This window comes from Anaerobacillus sp. ABR4_321, assembly GCF_056158505.1.
The window spans coordinates 1,035,428-1,054,423 of the sequence record NZ_JBSWTK010000001.1 but is presented as its reverse complement, the minus strand read 5'-3'; the positions used below and the strand labels follow the sequence as shown (position 1 = coordinate 1,054,423).

14 protein-coding genes are annotated in these 18,996 nt (G+C 36.4%); 2 read left to right on the top strand and 12 right to left on the bottom strand.

The window, feature by feature from the left end; all coding sequences use genetic code 11:
• Positions 1 to 19 precede the first annotated feature (19 nt).
• The 12 genes from ACXADT_RS05640 to ACXADT_RS05585 all read right to left on the bottom strand — a co-directional run bounded on the left by ACXADT_RS05640 (position 20) and on the right by ACXADT_RS05585 (position 16,158).
• Positions 20 to 205 carry a hypothetical protein gene (locus tag ACXADT_RS05640; protein WP_474834686.1) on the bottom strand — a complete coding sequence of 62 codons (186 nt, stop codon included), beginning with the start codon at positions 203 to 205 and terminating at the stop codon, positions 20 to 22.
• 363 nt (positions 206 to 568) lie between these two features.
• Positions 569 to 757, bottom strand: coding sequence for a transposase (locus ACXADT_RS05635; protein ID WP_474833571.1), 189 nt, complete (start codon positions 755 to 757; stop codon positions 569 to 571).
• 144 nt (positions 758 to 901) lie between these two features.
• Positions 902 to 3,853 carry a hypothetical protein gene (locus ACXADT_RS05630; protein WP_474833570.1) on the bottom strand — a complete coding sequence of 984 codons (2,952 nt, stop codon included), beginning with the start codon at positions 3,851 to 3,853 and terminating at the stop codon, positions 902 to 904.
• A gap of 797 nt (positions 3,854 to 4,650) precedes the next feature.
• Positions 4,651 to 4,947 (bottom strand): hypothetical protein, encoded by a 297-nt coding sequence (locus ACXADT_RS05625; RefSeq protein WP_474835822.1) that lies wholly within the window; start codon positions 4,945 to 4,947, stop codon positions 4,651 to 4,653.
• 16 nt (positions 4,948 to 4,963) lie between these two features.
• On the bottom strand, positions 4,964 to 11,812 hold the full coding sequence (locus tag ACXADT_RS05620; protein WP_474833568.1) for a DNRLRE domain-containing protein: 6,849 nt from the start codon (positions 11,810 to 11,812) through the stop codon (positions 4,964 to 4,966).
• A gap of 521 nt (positions 11,813 to 12,333) precedes the next feature.
• On the bottom strand, positions 12,334 to 12,444 hold the full coding sequence (locus ACXADT_RS05615) for an ATP-binding protein (RefSeq protein WP_474834654.1): 111 nt from the start codon (positions 12,442 to 12,444) through the stop codon (positions 12,334 to 12,336).
• A 104-nt stretch (positions 12,445 to 12,548) separates the two neighbouring features.
• Positions 12,549 to 12,836 carry a hypothetical protein gene (locus tag ACXADT_RS05610; protein WP_474833567.1) on the bottom strand — a complete coding sequence of 96 codons (288 nt, stop codon included), beginning with the start codon at positions 12,834 to 12,836 and terminating at the stop codon, positions 12,549 to 12,551.
• Between the two features lie 215 nt (positions 12,837 to 13,051).
• Complete coding sequence (locus ACXADT_RS05605) at positions 13,052 to 13,828, bottom strand: transposase (RefSeq protein WP_474833565.1); 777 nt, start codon at positions 13,826 to 13,828, stop codon at positions 13,052 to 13,054.
• 20 nt (positions 13,829 to 13,848) lie between these two features.
• Complete coding sequence (locus tag ACXADT_RS05600) at positions 13,849 to 14,193, bottom strand: magnesium chelatase subunit ChlI family protein (RefSeq protein ID WP_474833564.1); 345 nt, start codon at positions 14,191 to 14,193, stop codon at positions 13,849 to 13,851.
• Positions 14,190 to 14,573, bottom strand: a complete 384-nt coding sequence (locus ACXADT_RS05595; protein WP_474833563.1) for an ATP-binding protein — start codon at positions 14,571 to 14,573, stop codon at positions 14,190 to 14,192. The genes ACXADT_RS05600 and ACXADT_RS05595 overlap by 4 nt, the downstream gene beginning before the upstream one ends.
• Before the next feature lie 89 nt (positions 14,574 to 14,662).
• Positions 14,663 to 15,403 carry a magnesium chelatase domain-containing protein gene (locus ACXADT_RS05590; protein WP_474833562.1) on the bottom strand — a complete coding sequence of 247 codons (741 nt, stop codon included), beginning with the start codon at positions 15,401 to 15,403 and terminating at the stop codon, positions 14,663 to 14,665.
• A gap of 317 nt (positions 15,404 to 15,720) precedes the next feature.
• Positions 15,721 to 16,158: a hypothetical protein gene (locus ACXADT_RS05585; RefSeq protein ID WP_474833561.1), complete on the bottom strand. Its 438-nt coding sequence runs from the start codon at positions 16,156 to 16,158 to the stop codon at positions 15,721 to 15,723.
• Between the two features lie 759 nt (positions 16,159 to 16,917).
• On the opposite strand from ACXADT_RS05585, the gene istA reads away from it, so the two are divergent.
• Together istA and istB are read left to right on the top strand one after the other, a co-directional pair.
• Positions 16,918 to 18,120 (top strand): IS21 family transposase, encoded by a 1,203-nt coding sequence (gene istA, locus ACXADT_RS05580; RefSeq protein ID WP_474833559.1) that lies wholly within the window; start codon positions 16,918 to 16,920, stop codon positions 18,118 to 18,120.
• A gap of 3 nt (positions 18,121 to 18,123) precedes the next feature.
• Complete coding sequence (istB, locus tag ACXADT_RS05575; RefSeq protein ID WP_474833558.1) at positions 18,124 to 18,858, top strand: IS21-like element helper ATPase IstB; 735 nt, start codon at positions 18,124 to 18,126, stop codon at positions 18,856 to 18,858.
• The last annotated feature ends 138 nt before the right edge of the window (positions 18,859 to 18,996 follow it).

Sequence of the window (18,996 nt, the reverse complement as noted above, 5' to 3'; positions counted from 1 at the left end):
ATACTGTTTGAAGTTAGGATCAGGAGATGTTTTTATAAACTCCCAGTGATTCAATACAGTCAAAAATAGGCTTAAGATAGTAAGCTTTATCACCGAAAAATTCATTTATATGCAACCCTGACTTTCTTGTTTTTTCTAATTTTTCGTCAAACACTTTTCCATCTACGTGAGCTCCATGATCTACACAAACTTCGTAATAATGCATGCTTCGGTTGTCACCCTATACTCCATTTTGTAACCATAGAATCGTTTCGTTCCACTTTTGTGTCGTGTTTCTTGATAAACAATAGAACGTACTACTTTAAATTGAACCTCAACACCCTTGTAATCAGGTGTGCTTGGAATGTATGTGCGGCTGTATGAGTTGTACCGCAATTTAGCCCTGTATATTCAATGATCCCTGTCCACACAGAAGGTTAATCGTCTCCAAAATCTTATCAAGCAATGAATCTCCTAAACGGTGAACCCTTAACTTTGATAATAAACTCGGATCAGGCAACTCACCCTCTGGGTTTATACCTAAGAAGTATAAATACAGCAGTTAAAAGAAGCTTCTTCTATTAAGCGTTCATTGATAACTCATAAAATATTGTAGAACTATCAACTTCACCATTTGTTCAGGCTCTTTCGCTGGTCTGCCATAGTATTTAGAATAGGAATCTTTAAGTAATTCGTTAATAAAGCTAAAATCAATTATATGATATGTAATATAAACTAGCTTGCTTCCTGGGAGCGAGCATAAGAAAAAGCCTCCCATTTGGTAGATGGTTCCTAGTCTATCTCACCAAATTTAGGGGTTTTTTCTTTATCATTTAATTTCTCACTATTTTTAGAAGTCACTTCCATATCACAATAAAAAATACATATCAGATTGCGCTATGCGGTCTGATATGTATTTTGATTATTGTGCATCCTTCATGTTATAGACTTCCTTGGTTTCTTGATTAACAGCAAAGTACCCGTAAGTATTTGCGTGTCCAGCACCTGAATCAGGATCATCGATCACCATTTGGAAAGCCCAGAATACCCAATGTCCGTTTTCATTTGTATAGTTATACTCAAACTCTATACTTGAGCTGTCTGACACATCTAAATGTTCTTTTACTAAATCTATTGCTTGTTCTTTTGTTAGAGGAGAAGAAGCTTCTGGTTCAACAAGAATTTGATATGGACCTCTTTCAAAATCCCAACCACTATCCCCTGAAGGTGATACATATTCCCTTTGCTCTGCACTCGTATCAGCAATAATCCCAAATTTATTTCCCTGTGTATCTTGAAAAACATATATTTTTTTCTTTTCTTCACCTTCTACTAAAGGAAGATTCACCTCATTTACGTAGGTGTAACTTCCTCCCCCGTCATAATCGTATTTTACGAAATTTATAGCTTCCTGCTTGGTAAGATTGAGGTTCCCAGTTACATAGGTTAAATCACTAAAAAGCCATTTCCCGTCTTTGAAAGTTCCAGAAATGCTAATCGTTATTGGACCTAAATAAGTAGTACCTGCTGATACAGTATTAATTTTGAAATTGTTCAACGTGTTTTCTGTAATAGAAAATCTGGTGTTTGTATGAAGAAAACTTGGTAGATATGTTTCTTTACCTATAAAATAACCTGCTAGATCATTCTTTATATACTTATCGAAAAAACCTTCTGTTACAAGCCCTGAAAGAGCTTCCATCACTGGTGCGGCATCAATTTCAGGGTAAGATGAGCTGTTCCTGCTTTCTTTACTATATATATCAGCTCGCTCTTTAAGAATCCTAAAGATGTTTTTATAGTGACTCCTTACTAATGTTTTGATTTCTGATTCACTTAATTTTTCTGGTTTTTTAAAATCCATTATTTCAATTGGAACAACAACTTCCACCTTGCTCATATCTTTTCTGGTACCTAGAGCGGTTACACCAGTCAATGTATCAGGCACCTTGTACGTGATTTTCAACTTTGTTTTAGGCTTCATTGGTCTTTCAATCACCTTTACGTATAATCTAGTTGTTCCGTTTGAAGTAAGTTCTTGTACTTCAACAACATCTTTATCGGTTAGCTCCCAACTTACATCATTAAAATCTTTTAAAGATGTAATTACTTCGTCTAATGTAATGAGATCTGTATACCCAGCAGTAATTTGCAATTGTTTACTTTCACCATTGCGAAGGGAGACTTTATTCGGTGCCGCTTCGAAGACGTTGTAGTGATTGCAGTTCCCTAGCGTAAGCTTAGGTGGTAAATCTAAATCAGGGGATGATTTTTGAAACAGAATTTTTTCTCCCAACGTATCTACTATGACAGAAGCATTAACGAATAAGTTCGCTTCACCCTTGGCACAGGCATACAAACCATTCTCATAATCCAACCCAGCAGTTACTAGTCCCTTGGCTTTGCCCCCAGTAAGTCCCTCAACACCTGCGCCAAGAACCTCAAGTGCACTAATGCCGACAAATATAGCTGGTCCTGTTTTGAATTCTCCTATCCCATTTCCTTTGATACCCGCATTCACATCAAGATTATTATCAGAAGACATCGTTACATTTTTTCCCTTAATGTGTAATCCTGTTTCCTCGATATAATCAAACTCAAAAAACACTATTGGCTCCGCATCAATTCTCCATTCAACTACAAGATTAATGTCACCCTCAATGAAAACGCCTGGAGCACTTGTAGGAATGTTGATTCCACCTATTTTTTTTCGGACCACTTCCTTTTTCTTGAGTTTTCCTTTTCTGATATCGTATTTTTTTGTTGAGTCCTTATCCACTTTTTTTAGTTCTAAGATTGCTTCTGAATTCATGTGGTTTTGCACTAGCATCGTTCCTTTGATATAAGGAAGAATCCTCAAATCAACGTCAATATCCGTTCCAAAATCAAGTTCACCCGACAATACAAAATCTTTGCCTATTTCAAAGTCTTCAAATTCAATGTTTACACCGTTATCTCTGTGTTCTAACTCAAGACTTGGCCCTTTTTTCTTCTTGTTTTTCTTTATATACTCTTCGCGATTCTTGTCTTTTGTATTAGCAGCAGCTACTTTCCCTTTGCTATGATAAGAAGTATTTTCTGAAATACTTACACCTTCTAAACCATCGGTTAATTCAACGTTCTTAGTTGTAACTTCATAAGTTTTATGAATATCCAATTCATCAAACAATTCAAAGAACTCTGGTCGCTCGGTTTCAATCACATAGCGGTTCCGTTCTTTTTTAACCCCTTTTACTTTAAGAGCCTTTCCTACCGGATTTGAGTTAGTTGGAATAACAATAATATCGCCAACCTCTATTGCAGGTGAAACATTTTCAGAAACAACCAGAGATTCCTCATCGTGTGAAATCACATCTTCGGTTGAGGTGTTTATAATACTTTCTTTAAGTTTTATATCTTCTACTTCTTCTCGATCTATAACCAGCAGTTCTTCATAGGGTGAGGACACATCAGTACCATCTGTATACTTAATGTTCTCGATAGCTAATAGATATTCTTCTCCCTCTTTATAACCTTCTTCTGGGGGGGATATCCTGATTGTCTTGCCATCATCTACTAGAGATATCGATACTTTCATCTCTTCCTCTTCGTTATTAAGAACGATAATGTTTGCAGATACAACCGAATTAGGATCTAAGGCATTGGTAAACGAATACTCCCAATCCACTGTTGGACTCACATTGGTTGTTATTGGAATCATTTCATCTTCTGTTACAGTTACAATCTTTTTTTCAGTTTCACTATCGATCCTTTCACCTGGTTCTTCGGCTGCTGTGAATGTAGCTGTATCTATGCTGTTTCGATAAAATAAGAACGCTACAATAAGACATAGTAATACACCAATCAATGAATATATCCACTTTTTGTTTTTCAACCCCCGCAACTCCTCCTTAAAGTATTTTTATATAAATAGGGTGCCAACAAGCGCAAATTACTTAACAAATTATTTCGATTATTGATCCTTCACTTTTCAGTGTAATTCTAAGCGGATAGATTTTAAAATCCCCTTGGGGAATGAGTACCATTTTAAAACTATGTAGAATCAAAAAACATCGAAATAGTTTTCATGATCACCCTCCAATATTTGGTTATTAAATTAGTGAATTCTACTATGTCGACCGAAAATCCTTTTACTTTTATTTAAAAACAATAAGGGCATACTTCTACAAAACATAGAAACCAGGTGAACTAATCATAAGAACGATTAGCCTCCTGGTTTTTGTTTGAATCAGATTATGGGATACCTGTTTAATCTCTGATATGAATCACGAGAACCGTCCCCGTAATTCTTGAGAGTGAAGAGGCATACGGAAACGGGTTCTTCGAAACTACTTTTATCGATCCAAGCGATTATAACAAAATATTAATATACTTGAACAACATCCCAGCATCACAATAAATCGAACCTAACTAGTCATATTTGCTCGTTGTGATAAATTATCCATTCCTCTTTTGACCTGTTAAAGAATGAAGCATAGTTATGTATCTTCTTTTGAAGTGCTTTTTTGGTTCAGCGTAACCTTTGACGGTATTTCGCTTAATCAAACTATGATCCTGCAATAATTAATGAAGATATAAGAAACAGTCCGGCTCATAACGAGTACCGGACCGTTTTCATCAAATAGCGGACTCAAACGAGCCCTCTCCCGAATAGCCTAAAGAAATCCTATACTACCAAATAGATTTATCATTTTCTTTTCTGAGAATCACTTTGTTATATATTCCCAATATAACAAACAGTATCCCTAGTAGAGGCAAAATATATTTAAGCATAAATAATCCTGCATCGGGAAATGTTTCTATTAAAAAGGCATTTACTGATACACTAAGAAAAAGTAAAATCGTTACAACTTTAAAAATAAGAATCCCTCTGACTTTTTTTTTAAATAAATATGTCAAATAAATGGTGCTAATTAGCGTTAAGATTCCAAAGACATAAAATGGCGTATATTCAATTAAAGTATACACAGTTTTCACCTCTCATCTATTTAGATCTTAAAGATGCTGGTAAATAATTAGAAGGTCGCCATCCTGTAGAGTAATTAACAAAAGCGAAGGCACTGCTTACAACCACAGTAGCTCCTATTCCAATTAAGATGCCTGGCGCACCTATAAATGCCAGTATCCCCACAGTAACCACTGCTGCTACCAAATTATTAGTAATTCCTTCAGCAAAAGTGTCTCCGTTATGCATGTCTATAGCAGTTCCTAAAAACATTCCGGCTGGTCCAATTTTTGCAAGAGGTTTAAAAGGCTTTATTGTTTCTTTTCCAACTTGATTTACAGCTAAATAGTTGTTATTACCAATTTTAGAAACACTCTTAGTGGTTTTATCAGTAAACTTTTTGGGGTAATGACTTTCCGCTTTGGCATCCGCAACCGATCCACCTGCAGCAGCTCCAGAAGAAATCGCAGTCCCTTTTGCAGCCTGTTTATATTTATACTTCTCATAATCCTTCCTCCAATTCTCGTTCCCCCCAAGTCCAATATGGACTTGTTTATAACCGCTAGAATCAGAAAAGTTCACTGGGTTATTTATGGAATATGCAAATATATTATGTGATAATAGATCTCCAACCTCACCAATTAAAACATCCGCATTTAAAAACCTTCCCCATTCAGGATTATAGTAACGAGATTGAAGATAATATAACCCGGTCTCGGAATCATAACGATATCCTCTATAACGGTAAGGATTAGCGTCACCGACAGTATCTTTTAAACTACCGGTAATGGATACTACTTTCCCCCAGGTGTCATAAGTATAAGACACCACTTCTGTACCTTCTTGGTCTATCAGGCCTGTAATATCTCCTTGCGCATTTTTGATATAGTAATACTCTTCACCATTTCTATTCATGCTGAGCAGATGACCTGTTGAAGTGTAGGTATAATAGATTTCACTATGGCCATCGGTCTCATAAGTCACTCTATCACCATCCAGATGGTAAAAAGTGGTTCCGTATGTGGAAGATTTTTTTGTTCGAATTCCATCTGAGTTGTATTGGAAATTTACTGTTACATTACTATTCGTGATTCTAGATAATTGTCTTCCCATCTCCCATGAATAAGTATTCCCACCATATGTTAGCGGATTCCCGTTTCCATCATAGGTTATCGTTTTCCCATCAAAAGAAATCAACTTATCTTTCCAAACGGTATTGTATTCATACGATATTGTGTTTGTAGGAGAGGGTAAAGTGCCTGTTGTTGTATATTCATACTCTGTCTTGTCTTGGATATTCCCTCCTACATCGTAACTATACTCGATTGTTTTCCCTAATATTTGGTTGTTTTCTCGAGTTACTTCATTTAATTCATTATACTCATATGAAATAATTTTTCCGTCTGCATGAATAATCTCTTCAATATTTCCATTATCATCATACTTATAATTGATTTCTTTTCCATCGTTAGTGATGGATTCGACCATCTTGGTCGTTGCCCCTGTACCAATGGTGCTTGATTTGTATGCATATTCAGTTTGGTAGGATGACTTTCCAGTTTCAATTGTTTTATGTGTCATTCTACCAATTGCATCGTAATCATAGTCTATACTTGATCCTCTTCCTTTTTGATAAATATAAGAGATATCCTCATCGATTAAATCAAAAGGCGTATAACTGAATTGATCAAGGTGTCCATTTAAATGGCCTCTTCCAAAAATACTACTTCCGAGCGCTGACTTCGCTCCTGTAAAATCTTTAATGTCAGTAATCGATGCCGTGTATTTTTTATTATTTAAAAAGAGTGTAGTGTCTAAACTGGATCCATTATCTTTCCATTTTAAAGCTACAAAATACCATTTATCCGTCTGTATTACCTCATCTGTTATGAGATATCTCTTAACACTTCCTGCACTATTTCTTGTTGAAATCTTTACCTTATCGTCATCATCATCTATATAAATGTTGAATAACTCGCCATTTTCTCCTTCTGTTCCTATAATATGTCTAGCTGTTCCTAGCTCTTTGGTATTAAACCAAGTTGTAAATGTTCCAGATTCTTTATTTAACCCTAATTCGTAGACATTTTTAGAGTCATTTGACGTAGAAGTAGTAAAAGGAGTTGAAAATTTTTCCTCTTCAAGCTGAACTCCATCAAATCGTACCAAATCATTATCTTTAATAGAACTTCTTACTACTGCACGTATTTTTTTTGTACCGGAAGGACAAGAAAAAGTATGACTTACTTTTGTCCATTGGTTTTTTGGGATAGGTTTTTCATAGTTCTCATATGGGTCAATCAATCTACTTCCGTTGGAATCATAACATATTAAAGATAACTTAGGCTGTGATGCCCCAAGGCGTTTGGCATGTGCGCTTAAACTATAATTTTTAGTTGATGTCAATTCAGAAGGAAGTGTATACCAGTCATCTGCAACAACATTTTTTGACTCTCCATTCGGAGAGGAATCATAAGTTTCTATGCTGGTTGTTCCATGCACGCCATCATTTACAATCCTCCATGATCCTGAAGAATTTCCCCAATCACTTAGTGCCCATCCACTCGCATTATTTTCAAAAGAAGGGTCTTCAGAAAGTAAATTTGTACTTTCTTTAAACGCAGCAAGAGAGATTCTACCTTCGCTCTCTTTCTCGAAGGTTGCATTTGAGGAAACAGGTTTTGTTCCATTTGAACCAACCAAGTCGCCTTTCAAATTGAATATTTCTGTTTTTGGAAGGCTATTATTCCTTTGTGAATACGCAACATTATTAATTAGGTTATCTCTGGTGTAACCGTAATCCGTTTGATAATAATACCCATTTATGGATTCTTTGAGTTTACTAATATTACTATTTGCATCGTAATCATACGAAGTGCTATTTCCATTATTTTTAACAGTACTCACAAGTCTGTTAGATAAATCATAAATGTAACGGTAGCTAGCATTGTTTACTAAGTCATTGTGATATCCAAGATTACCACTTCCATCATACTTATTTTCGAACCTTGTTTCTCCATTATGTTTTATGGCTTTCACGCGATCTAAATCATCATAACTATAACTTATCTTCTGTCCATTACCGAAAACGGTTTCTTTTAATTTCCCGGTTTGTATCATAGTACCGTTCTTATCAAATTCTTCGTAGCTTTGAGAAAGTAAGCTTTTCCCCCCAACGGATACTCCAGTCTTATTGCCCATTTCGTTATAATCGAGTGAATAAGTAAATCCGTTGTGAGTGATTGATTTAATCTTGTCATTTTCATAACCATAGCTATTTTTGGCTGTTGCTTTATCTACCAATTTAGTGACTTCTTTCAAGCGGTTCAATTCATCATAGCTACTGTAATTCGTAGGGTTACCTTTTGCGTCGATTTCCTTATCCAGTTCATCTTCTGATTCATCCCACACAAAATTAACCTCTTTACCTGATGGTTGTGTCAACGTTTTTAAATAATTTTTACTATCAGTATAAGTAGCCGTTGCCTTCGCGAAGGTCCCTTCGTTCCCCACCTTTGCAAAATTAGGATTTCCGTGACTGTCATAATCAAAGGTGTAGATCACATTATTGGAAGAGGTGGCATTTAGTAAATTATGATTGGAGTCATAATCATAATTAATATCATAGCCTTTGGGGTCTACTGATTTAATAAGGTCATTGTTCTTATCATAATCAAAGCTTGATTTTTCTTCTGCCAATTTCTGAGTAGAAGTAACGTTTCCTTCATCGTCGTATTGATAGCTAGTGCTGAATTCTTCTTTATAAAGTTGGAACCCATCAAAGTAAGCACTATTCTCGTTAAGGTAATATAATCCAAATAATTGGACGCTTTTATAGTCACTGTCTGCTATGGCTACTTTTGAAAGATATTGCCAATCGGTAGAGTCCTTATTAAATTGAACAGGAACCCACTGCCAGGTACCGTCTAATCGTTCAATACCGATGTCAAGTGCAAAATATCGCTTTGACCCTGCAGTTAGTGGAACAGAGTCACCTTTCGCCCATCCCGCAAAGACAATGGGATCATCTTTTTTACCTGTTATGTTAACTGTTTGATAGATATTTTTGTTTTTAGAAGATTCACCAGTGAACTTAAAAACATTCTTATCTAAAGAAATTGGATTAGAAGAATCAGTGGTTAATTTATCGGAGCTAGTATTCGCACTACCCTGAGTCCAATTTTCTGTACCGTATTGAAAATCTGGATTCTCTAGTAGGTTATATCGATTAGCAATAGAACCTTCTTCTACTTGAAATGCATCAAAATATGCAACACCTGATTCCTCTACTAAGGCAGGTCTAATGTAAACTGTTTGGGAAGTGGCATCAGAAGGTAAAGTGAAAGTAGTTTCCAAACGCTTCCATGGTTTTGTGCCTGTCACGTAGTTAGAATAAGCTCGATGCCATGCACCACTACCATCTTTGTAGGATACAAATATAGCCGCACCCTTATTGTTTGAGTTTGATACCCCTTCAGTATTTACATAACCGGAAAACGTGTATGTTTTTCCTTTTTCTAGCGTTAATACTTGGTGATACAACTGAATGTCTTTTTTATTCGTTTTTTCTATTCTTAAAGACTTATCACCTACATAGCTTTTGTCTGTAGTATATTTATTGTTCCCCTCTGAAGCATCCAAACTCTGTGCATCCCAATGTTCTATTCTTTCTGCACTATGATTTTTCAATAAGTTTATAATTGTTTTTTGAAGTTTAGATTGAGAAGAAAGTTTATTCTGCTTACCATTATCGTCTAGATACTCGTAATATTGTGCGTATCCCTCTGAATCTTTTATGTTGAGGGTATTGCCTGCATTGTTAAACTGATAAACATTCTCCCTACCTTTATAATCCTTAAAAGACGTTGCATTGTTACCATAGTTAACCGTTAAGTCTTTACCTAAAGTACCATTAGCATGCTTTTCTTGAACACTCTTCACTCTGAAGGGACTGGAATTATAATAGGCGTACTTTATCTGGTATCCATCTACATCTTCAGCCACATTTAAGTTATTGTTGGAATAATAAGTGAATTTTGTAGTTTTATTATCAGGATAGGTGATACCAGTTAATCTTCCTGAGGTATACTTAAACGTCGTCTTTTTCCCATCTGGTTTTTCTATACTTTTCAAAAGCCCATTTTCGTATGTGAAATCTGTTAATCGCCCTGCCCCATCAATTACATAGTTTAGTGTAGTACCACTATATTTAAGTTGTATTTCATTTCCATTCTTGTCCTTAATACGTGCAAGGTAGCCTCCAGAAGTAAAGCTCAACTGATTATCTTTTTTATCTTTAATAATAAAATGTTCTATTGAGTTACTTTCATCAATGGTCATAGTAAGATCTAAACCAGATTCATCTTTAAAAGTATTGGTTGAGCCATCCTCTTTTAAATAATGAATAGTTCCATCTTCATCAGTATATAGATAATAATCTACTCCACTAATATTCTTTAATTCTATTTTTTGTTGAAGATTTAGCCTCCAACCCTTACCATATCCTATATCATTGTTTCTATCGTGACTGTTAAAGATGTGATTAATTGTAACTGGCATTCTACTTCCGTTCATTTGCACATCATTGTGCTCAAAGATTAAATTTCCATTGTAATCGTTAATATAACCTGTCCCTACTCTTCCAACCTTCTGAGAGTGGTAGGTCCAATAGTTCTCTAAACCATTATTATTAACGTACATAAAAGAAACCTGAGGTCTAGCAAGTTCATATTCATCATGAATATCAGCTGATGCAAAAGCAGTGTAGCTTCCATTCTCATTATGCGCTTTAAGCATTAAACCGTTATTACTTTCTGAAACATACCAGTTCTTAACTATATCTGTTATGTTCCATAAAAAGTTAGTACCACTGACTCCATTAACTTTTTGATAGTCTTCTATACTAGTTGAATTGTATTCCGGTTGATTACTCCAATCTATTGTTGAAGAGTTCCAACTCTCATTTACTTCATGAACATCTACCTGAGTAGTACTAGTTTTATCGCTAAACAGAGTCATATCTAAGTATGCATCTGTTATCATATCTGAAGGACCGATAGATGGTAAATCGAACGAAACATACGTTCTGTTTTTACCCGAAGTACTACCTTCTCCAACTTTAAGAATATGACTATTATCAAAATCACCAGAGACGTTACTGGAGACATGAACATCATCAATCGAGTTTCTCTCTACCGAAGTTTTTACAATGGGATCAATTGTTACTGGGAAAGCACGATTACCATCATCTAACCATTCTTCATTAGGTATGTAAGTTAATGTATAACCATCCTTTTGCTCCTTAAGTTTAATTTCGATTTCATAACTCATTTGCTGATTATCATCAAACATAAAAGGTGCAGGCATGTCGAATACTTCTTTTTCGTTCTTGGCATCAAGGAGAGCAATTGAATTATCTTCGCGAACTACTGGGATGAGGTTCTTTAATTTTAGATTAAACTTTAATGTGGGGTAATCCATTTTTTCTTTAATAATAATGTTTTCTTTGACGCTATCGGGTTTAACTGAATAGGAGAAGTCTACACCAGGGAAGACATTTTTATAATCAACCACAGAAGTAACATTAGGTAATATCTTTATTTTTTGATTATTACTCATGTTCTCAGGAAGTTGATCTTTAGAGCGGATTTCGGCTTTTGATTTCGAAGCATTCTCTATATTCCAAGAAATTTCGTATTTATCTTGTTTGATATTAACTAATTTGGATTTGTTAGCATGCTTAGCTAATTTAATTTTATACTTATTGTTTTTATTTTGAAGAACTTTCTCTGAATCCTGCTTAGAATTTTTATCAATCACTTCTGTTAAAGAGTTATCTATATCCTTCCACTTTCCATTATCCTTGTAATGTACACTTTCTGGATACACCACGGCTTCATAAGAATTGTTTTCTTTTAAAAAATGCTTAACATTTTTTTCTCTTTTACCAACATCTTCACCAACAATATCGTACTTTTTTTTCTTTTTTAAATTAGTTCCAGGCTTTACCTCAGTTTTGGTTTACTATTTGCATTGGCATACGCCAGCATTGAGAATTGAGGCATTATCAATGAAAACGCTAACAATAGTACTAATACTTTTTTAAAAAACAAAACTATATTCCCCCTAAAATTTTTATATTACATGTTCATTTCATCTATCCCCCTTTAATCTTTGCTACTATACAACATTACAATAATTTCAATTAGATTACATCAATAATTTGAAAAATAAAAATTCATTACTACCATGGGGGGGGACAGGTGACAGTCCCTCTATTTAAGTGGGACCCGGAACCTGTATCAACAACGGTTAAAAATTCCCTTTTTAAAATAGGAATAAATTACATAAAACTAATGTCTCTTAGCAGGCTGTATGCCAGCTTTTGCTTTTTCTCTAGTATGAACTATTCAATCTAACAAGGCTGTTGCTAGTATGTCATCTCCAAAGATCTTTCCCCATTCACCGTACGATTTGTTGGAAGTTAGGATCATAGCTTCATTTTCATATCTTTCAGATATAACCTGAAACAGTGTAAGTACACTTTAATTATCAAATGTGAAATAACCTATTTCGCCAATTATGAGAAAATCTGGGCGAAAATAACGCTTGATTTTTCTCTGAATTAGCCCAGTTTTTGTGCCTTCTGGCAATCAAAGATAAAGTGAATCGCAGTAATAAAAAGAGCTGTATTTCCTTGTGATAAAACTTCGTAGACCATTGATATTTCTAAATGACGCTTACCCACACCATGAGGTAAAAGAATAATGTCTCTTCCTATTAGTCCTTCGTTCACTCTTTTTTGATCTAAGCTTGGTTGGAAAAAAATCAAAATCGTGAATGATTTTGGCATTGTAAACGCTAGAATAAAGTTGACACTTTTTGCTCGATAGGAATTTACACTTTTGCTCAATCAACCTATTACTCTAGTAAAATAGATCGTAACGTTATTTTACTGGAGGTTGGGATTTTGGAGGAGAAGTTAGTGTTACATATTATATTCAGGAATTACATAAGAAAAAGTTTAAAGTGGCACAAATAGCTAAACGAATCACGGGGACGGTTCTCATGATTCATTACCTGGTACAACAATTAACCACACCTGTTATTGAATACATACTTAATCATTCAAGCCCTATAAATCAACGTCTGCGAAACTCCCAAGATCCTCACCATCTGCCTTTGCGATAACCCCTCTACACCTTTCAACCTTCGAAAAATCGTATCCCGGTTCTCTTTAGGCAAACTTTTCACCTGAGCGATTTCCACCTTTCCAAGTAATCCTTTAATCACAGCTCTCGCTTCATCATCGGTCAACCTTTTGCTGTCAGATTCGAAATCCTCTAAACACCGATCATCGTTTACTGTCTTGTTAAACGCCTTGAACCTCTCAATAGCCATCGCTCGGTCTTTTCCAAACATGTTTAATATCATATCACAATCTGCCAAACGCGTTATAGAAGTTAATTCATAATACTGCCGACAGCTACTCCACTCCCATTCCTCCACAGTCCTTACCATTCTAGCTTTTAGAGGGTTTTGATGAATGTAGCGAACGACGGTAGGGAGATAGTCCACTGTCTCGACATCCTCACTTTTAAATCGATCCTCGAATAGATGGCCGGTTGTGTTGTATTTAAAGTGATAGTATTTGACGAAGCTTACCTCGATGCGCTTGATGGTGATCGAGATGTCTTCGTTCCCTTCTTGCATTAGAAGATGAACGTGATTGCTCATTAAACACCACGCATAGATTTTTATATTGTACAGGCTTGAGTACTTTTTGAGGGTTTGGAGAAATTGGAGTCGGTCTTGTTCATCGTGAAAGATTTCTTGTCTGTTTGCTCCTCTATAGATAATATGATAGATTCCTGTATGGCTTTTTTGTCTCGCTTTACGTGGCATGACGAATGACAGTGACGTTTCTATTGGTAGTGCACATTATGGTTTTCTCCTGTGAGTGATTTTTTGTGGAAAGATTGGATTGAGCGAAGAGATAGTTTCCTTAATAGTAGGGCTTCTTCAATGGCTTCATCTGATATAATGTCATCGCCTTTCAAGTCAGCGATGGTCCTCGCTAGTCGAATAATTTTGATTTGGACGCGATTGCTGAATCCCTGTGCACTTGAGAGGGATTGGAGGTTCTGTTGCTGGAGTGTTGTTAGTGGGCTACTGCTTGTGAGCTGTTCAAATGAAACGCTCCCGTTGCAAACTTCTTTTCCATAACGATCATACTGACGTTCTCTTGCATGAATTACCCGCTTTTTCACTTCTTCTGATGATTCGATACCAATAACTTTAAATTAACGGGTTTTAACGAAAGTAAAATATCGATTCGATCCAAAACGGGACCAGATAAGCGACTTTTATATGCTTTGATTTGTTTTTCTGAACAGGTGCAGTAGTGGTCACTTGAGCCCCAATAGCCACAGGGACAGGGGTTCATGGCGGCGATAAAGATGAATTTCGCAGGATACGTAACGGTGGAATGCACACGGCTGATCGTCACCTTTTCATTCTCCATAGGTTGCCGCAACTTATCGAGCGTTTTCTTTGAGAATTCACCTAGTTCATCGAGAAACAACACACCTCGATGGGCTAGCGATACTTCCCCTGGCTTTGGATTGGTTCCTCCACCAATAATCGACACAGATGAAGCGGAATGATGGGGGGTGGCGATAGGATGGCAAAGTGAGCGAGTCGTAGGGTGCACCTGCTAATTGGTACAAACTGATTTTTTCAAGCTGTGCTTCTTTTGATAGTGGCGGGAGGATGGATGGATGGGAACGTTTCAGCTAAAAGACTTTTACCGCAACCTGGCGGTCCATCCATGAGAAGATAGTGCTCTCCGCTTGCGGCAATTTCTAAAGCTTTCTTAGCGAAGTTGTGTCCTATTACTTGATTTATATTTCGTTGAAAGTGAATGAGTTCATCTGTCGATTCTTTTGGCTTCGTCACTGGCATAATCTGTTGACCGGAGAGTAGATCAACTACATCCTGAATTGTCTGGATGTATACCAATTCCAGCTCGTCAATATCTACCAAAGGAATTGTGGGGTCAAAAGGAAGGAATAATGTTTGAAGTCGCAACTTTTTCGCGGCCAGAATCGCGGCAAACATCCCCTCAACCGGTAGTACCGTACCATCTAGAGATAGTGCACCAATAAATCCGGTGTTCGGAGGGATCTTCTCCTTAATCGCTTTAAGTTCTTTCAGAATAGCAATAGCGATAGGAAGATCAAATAACGGACCATTCTTTTTCTGTTCAGCTGGCGAGAGATTAATGACAACTTTTGAATCGACTAAAGGAAAACCGATACTATAAAGCGCAACTGACACTCGTTCTTTCGATTCCTTAACAGACGCATCTGGTAGACCAACAATCACAACGGACTCGATCCCTTCCGTTACCTGGACTTCTACCTGGACACGGTAACCTTCTAAGCCTTTTAATCCAATGCTTGTGACTTTTGCGGACATTGCTTGTCTCCTTTTTATTTAGTTTTTTGTTTTATTTTCAATAGTTGGTTTTATAAGGCATTTTGGGAGGGGTGCAATTCAAAGAAAGGAATGTGGAGTGGTTGTGATGTTGGGATATAGAATGAATTATGAGGGTTAGCAAATAATAGGATTGCTCTTATACTAGGGGTATTCGAAACATTATAATTGAGAGGATATAATAAATAGATTGATCTTTTTCACCTGGAAAAGGTTAGGAGGGATTAGTCACTTAGATGAATAGTTGATGAATTGTTAATATATTCTCTGTTTGTACAAGAAATCCTTCAATAAGATCATTACAAACGATTCTTTAATTTCAAGTTCCAATACTCAACATAAGCCACATACCTCTGCTTATCAGTAAAATAGGGTAAGAGTTGCTCTCCTTTTAGTTTATACGATTGGATTGTAGAGATATCTTCTCGATATGCTTTTTCAATTCGATGATTTCCATCAATGATTGCATACATACCAGGTCTAATTTCAGCTTGAATTATCGGTTTGTTGACGTCAACCGTTGGAAGATGTTCCTCGTTTATTCTGCTATGAAAGTGATGTTGGAACCACTCTTTTACGTCAATTTTAGCTGCTTCTACTTTAAGAATACCGGATTGGATGTGCTCTACTATTCGAGAAATATTAAAATGAAAGAATCCATTTCGAAAAACTTCATCTCCTATATCGCAAGGGAGCGGCAGATAGTTTTGGTTCAACTGAATTATTCTATGCACCATTCTTACTCTCCTTTCTGGTGTTGTTATTTACTTTTAGTTTATCACTCCTCCTACTAAATTGAGGAGTCATCTTTAGAAAAGTGGTTCAATCAAATGTTTGTTTCAAGGTGTGGTTGTTTGATTTCAGAGGGAATATGATAGTGGCTCAATAGTAGCACGAGTGGATCAAATAGATGGCAGGGGTGGATCTATCCTATGTCCTTTTCAAAAAGCCATTCAATCAAACGTTTGTTTAATAACCTGGTTGTTTCCAACGAGAGTAAATAGTTATAACCACTCTTTGATACATAACACTAAAATCTCCGATTTAATAGACTTGCAACTTGTTGTGTTAGTTTATTATATCGGAGATTAGTCCTTATAATGCCCTAGGCCGATCAATAATATGGCATTGCTACGTCTATAGTCTTTGTCTCTATTTAAGCTGTTATTGCAATATAGAATCATGAGAACCGTCCCCGTGATTCTGTATGAACAATTCCTTGTTGGAACCTCTTTTGTACTCCCCATTTCGTACCCCTTGATACCAGTTAGATAAAAAATCTAGGGATAGTCTTAGATAAAATTCAAAACGCTAAATATAGATAAAAATGGGCATTTTTTATCTAACCATAGTAACTATTCAGGACTTTTGAAGAGTAGTGAAAGAGTCGTGTTTAAAATGGACAATATAGCCGCCTGAAAATATACAAAATCGTCGTCATAAATTTCGACAAACTTCATAATTAGATTGAATCCTAAGAGGAGGAGATTTGATTCATGAAGTTGGAGGGAGAGCGACGAAGAGTGAAAGAATTTTTGGAACGAGGTATGTCACATACTGATATAGCAAAGATGTTGGGGATGCATAGGCATACTGTGAAAGCGTTAAGTGAACGAGAGAAAAATCATGTACAGAAACGTGTAAAAAGAAGATCTAAGCTAGATCCTTACAAAGACTACCTTATTAAGCGCGTGAAAGAAGATCAAGTGTTTAATTGTGAGAAGCTTATCCTGGAGATTAAACAACGAGGCTATACAGGAGGTAGTACGATATTAAAAGAGTTCGTACAACCCTATCGCAAGGCCTTTAAAGAAAATCATACCCGTCGGTATGAAACGGAACCAGGTGAACAAATGCAAGTTGATTGGAAGGAAGCTGGACTTTACCAGATCAATGGCGAAATCATACCCCTAATGATTTTCGTGGCTACACTTTCCTACTCTAGAATGAGTTATGCATGTTTTGCCGAAAGGCAAGATAGAGAACATTTATTGCATTGTCTGACGAATGCTTTTGAATACTTTGGTGGCGTTACTGAAAAAGTTATGTTCGATAACATGAAAACGATTATTAACCGAAGAAGTGGTCCAGAAGTCGAATGGAATGACAAGTTCTTAGACTATGTTGATCACTATGGCTTCAAGCCAACGGTACATCGTCCTTATCGTCCTCAAACCATAGGGAAAGTTGAACGGTTTATCGGTTATATGCATGGTTGGTTAGAGACTTCATCGTTCAAATCTTTACATGAATTGAATCTCAGGCTTATGAGGTGGGTAGAAGAAACAGCTACTCAGCGCACACACGCTACTACGGAACGAAAGCCGGTAGAGCTTTGGATGAATGAGTCCCTGCAGCCACTTAACTCCTCTAAAAAATACGATTCTAGTTACATTACCTATCGTAAGATCGGAAAAGATGGGGTTATGAATTATCATTCTAGAAAAATTCTGATGAGCTCAAAGTTTGCAGGACAAGAAGTCATGATTAAAGAAACGCTTGAGGGTAAGATCACCGTATATTATCGTGGAGAACCAATTTTAACCTATACAAGAGACGACAAGATTCTACCACTCTCCGAACAAATAAGAAAAAAGCAGCGTTCAAAGGCTGGCACCTTCCACGCTGCACAAGATGTAGAGGTCGCTATTCGCCCACTAAGCGTATACGACCAATTCCTTCAAGAAGGAGAGCGATAGAAGATGAATCAAGTTATTGATACATATTGCGAATCGCTCAAATTATCCACCATTCAGTCTGAATGGAGAACCCTTACTGAAGAAGCTTCTAAAAATAATATACCATATCACGCATTCTTAGAGCGAATACTGGAAGTAGAAAATCAAGCCAGGATAGCACGTAGTAGGCAGACGTTGTTAAAGCTCTCTAGACTACCTTTTAAGAAAACCTTAGATACCTTTGAATTCAATAAAGTGAAAGGCGTGTCCCGAAGGGACATTGAAGAATATATGAATCTTAGTTTCATAGAGCAAAATCAGAACCTGATTTTCCTTGGCCCACCTGGAGTGGGAAAAACCCATTTAGCAGTCTCTATTGCTTTGGAAGCCATACGTAAAGGTTTAAAGACGTACTTTATGACAGCACAGGAACTCGTTACTACCCTTCAAACAGCAGATTCTTTAGGTAAGTTAGATAAAAAAATGAGAGGGCTTGCCAAGCCTTCTCTCTTGATAATCGATGAAATGGGATACTTGAATTTATCCAATAACGGTGGACATTACTTGTTTCAAGTGATTAGTCGGAGGTATGAGAATAGCTCAATTATATTAACGTCAAATAAGACATTCAGCCAGTGGGGAGAAGTATTAGGAGATGGAATTATAGCAACGGCAATTTTAGATCGATTACTCCATCACTCTAGAGTATTTTCCATGGATGGACCGAGCTACCGAATGAATGAAAAAAGCACCAACTAAGGTGCCACTTTTGTATAATTTTAACCCGACGATTTTGTATAAGATTATACGTCCTTGACAGTAGGGCTGTTAGATAAATAAAAATGGCCAAAACAAAAAAGCTCATAACGATTAAAGTTATGAGCCAAATCAAACTGG

Excerpts from the sequence above, each read along its gene's own strand:
- ACXADT_RS05640 (WP_474834686.1), bottom strand. The coding sequence starts at position 205 with ATGCATTATTACGAAGTTTGTGTAGATCATGGAGCTCACGTAGATGGA.
- ACXADT_RS05635 (WP_474833571.1), bottom strand. The coding sequence starts at position 757 with ATGGGAGGCTTTTTCTTATGCTCGCTCCCAGGAAGCAAGCTAGTTTAT.
- ACXADT_RS05605 (WP_474833565.1), bottom strand. The coding sequence starts at position 13,828 with ATGCCACGTAAAGCGAGACAAAAAAGCCATACAGGAATCTATCATATT.
- ACXADT_RS05590 (WP_474833562.1), bottom strand. The coding sequence starts at position 15,403 with ATGTCCGCAAAAGTCACAAGCATTGGATTAAAAGGCTTAGAAGGTTAC.
- ACXADT_RS05585 (WP_474833561.1), bottom strand. The coding sequence starts at position 16,158 with ATGGTGCATAGAATAATTCAGTTGAACCAAAACTATCTGCCGCTCCCT.
- istA (WP_474833559.1), top strand. The coding sequence starts at position 16,918 with ATGAAGTTGGAGGGAGAGCGACGAAGAGTGAAAGAATTTTTGGAACGA.
- istB (WP_474833558.1), top strand. The coding sequence starts at position 18,124 with ATGAATCAAGTTATTGATACATATTGCGAATCGCTCAAATTATCCACC.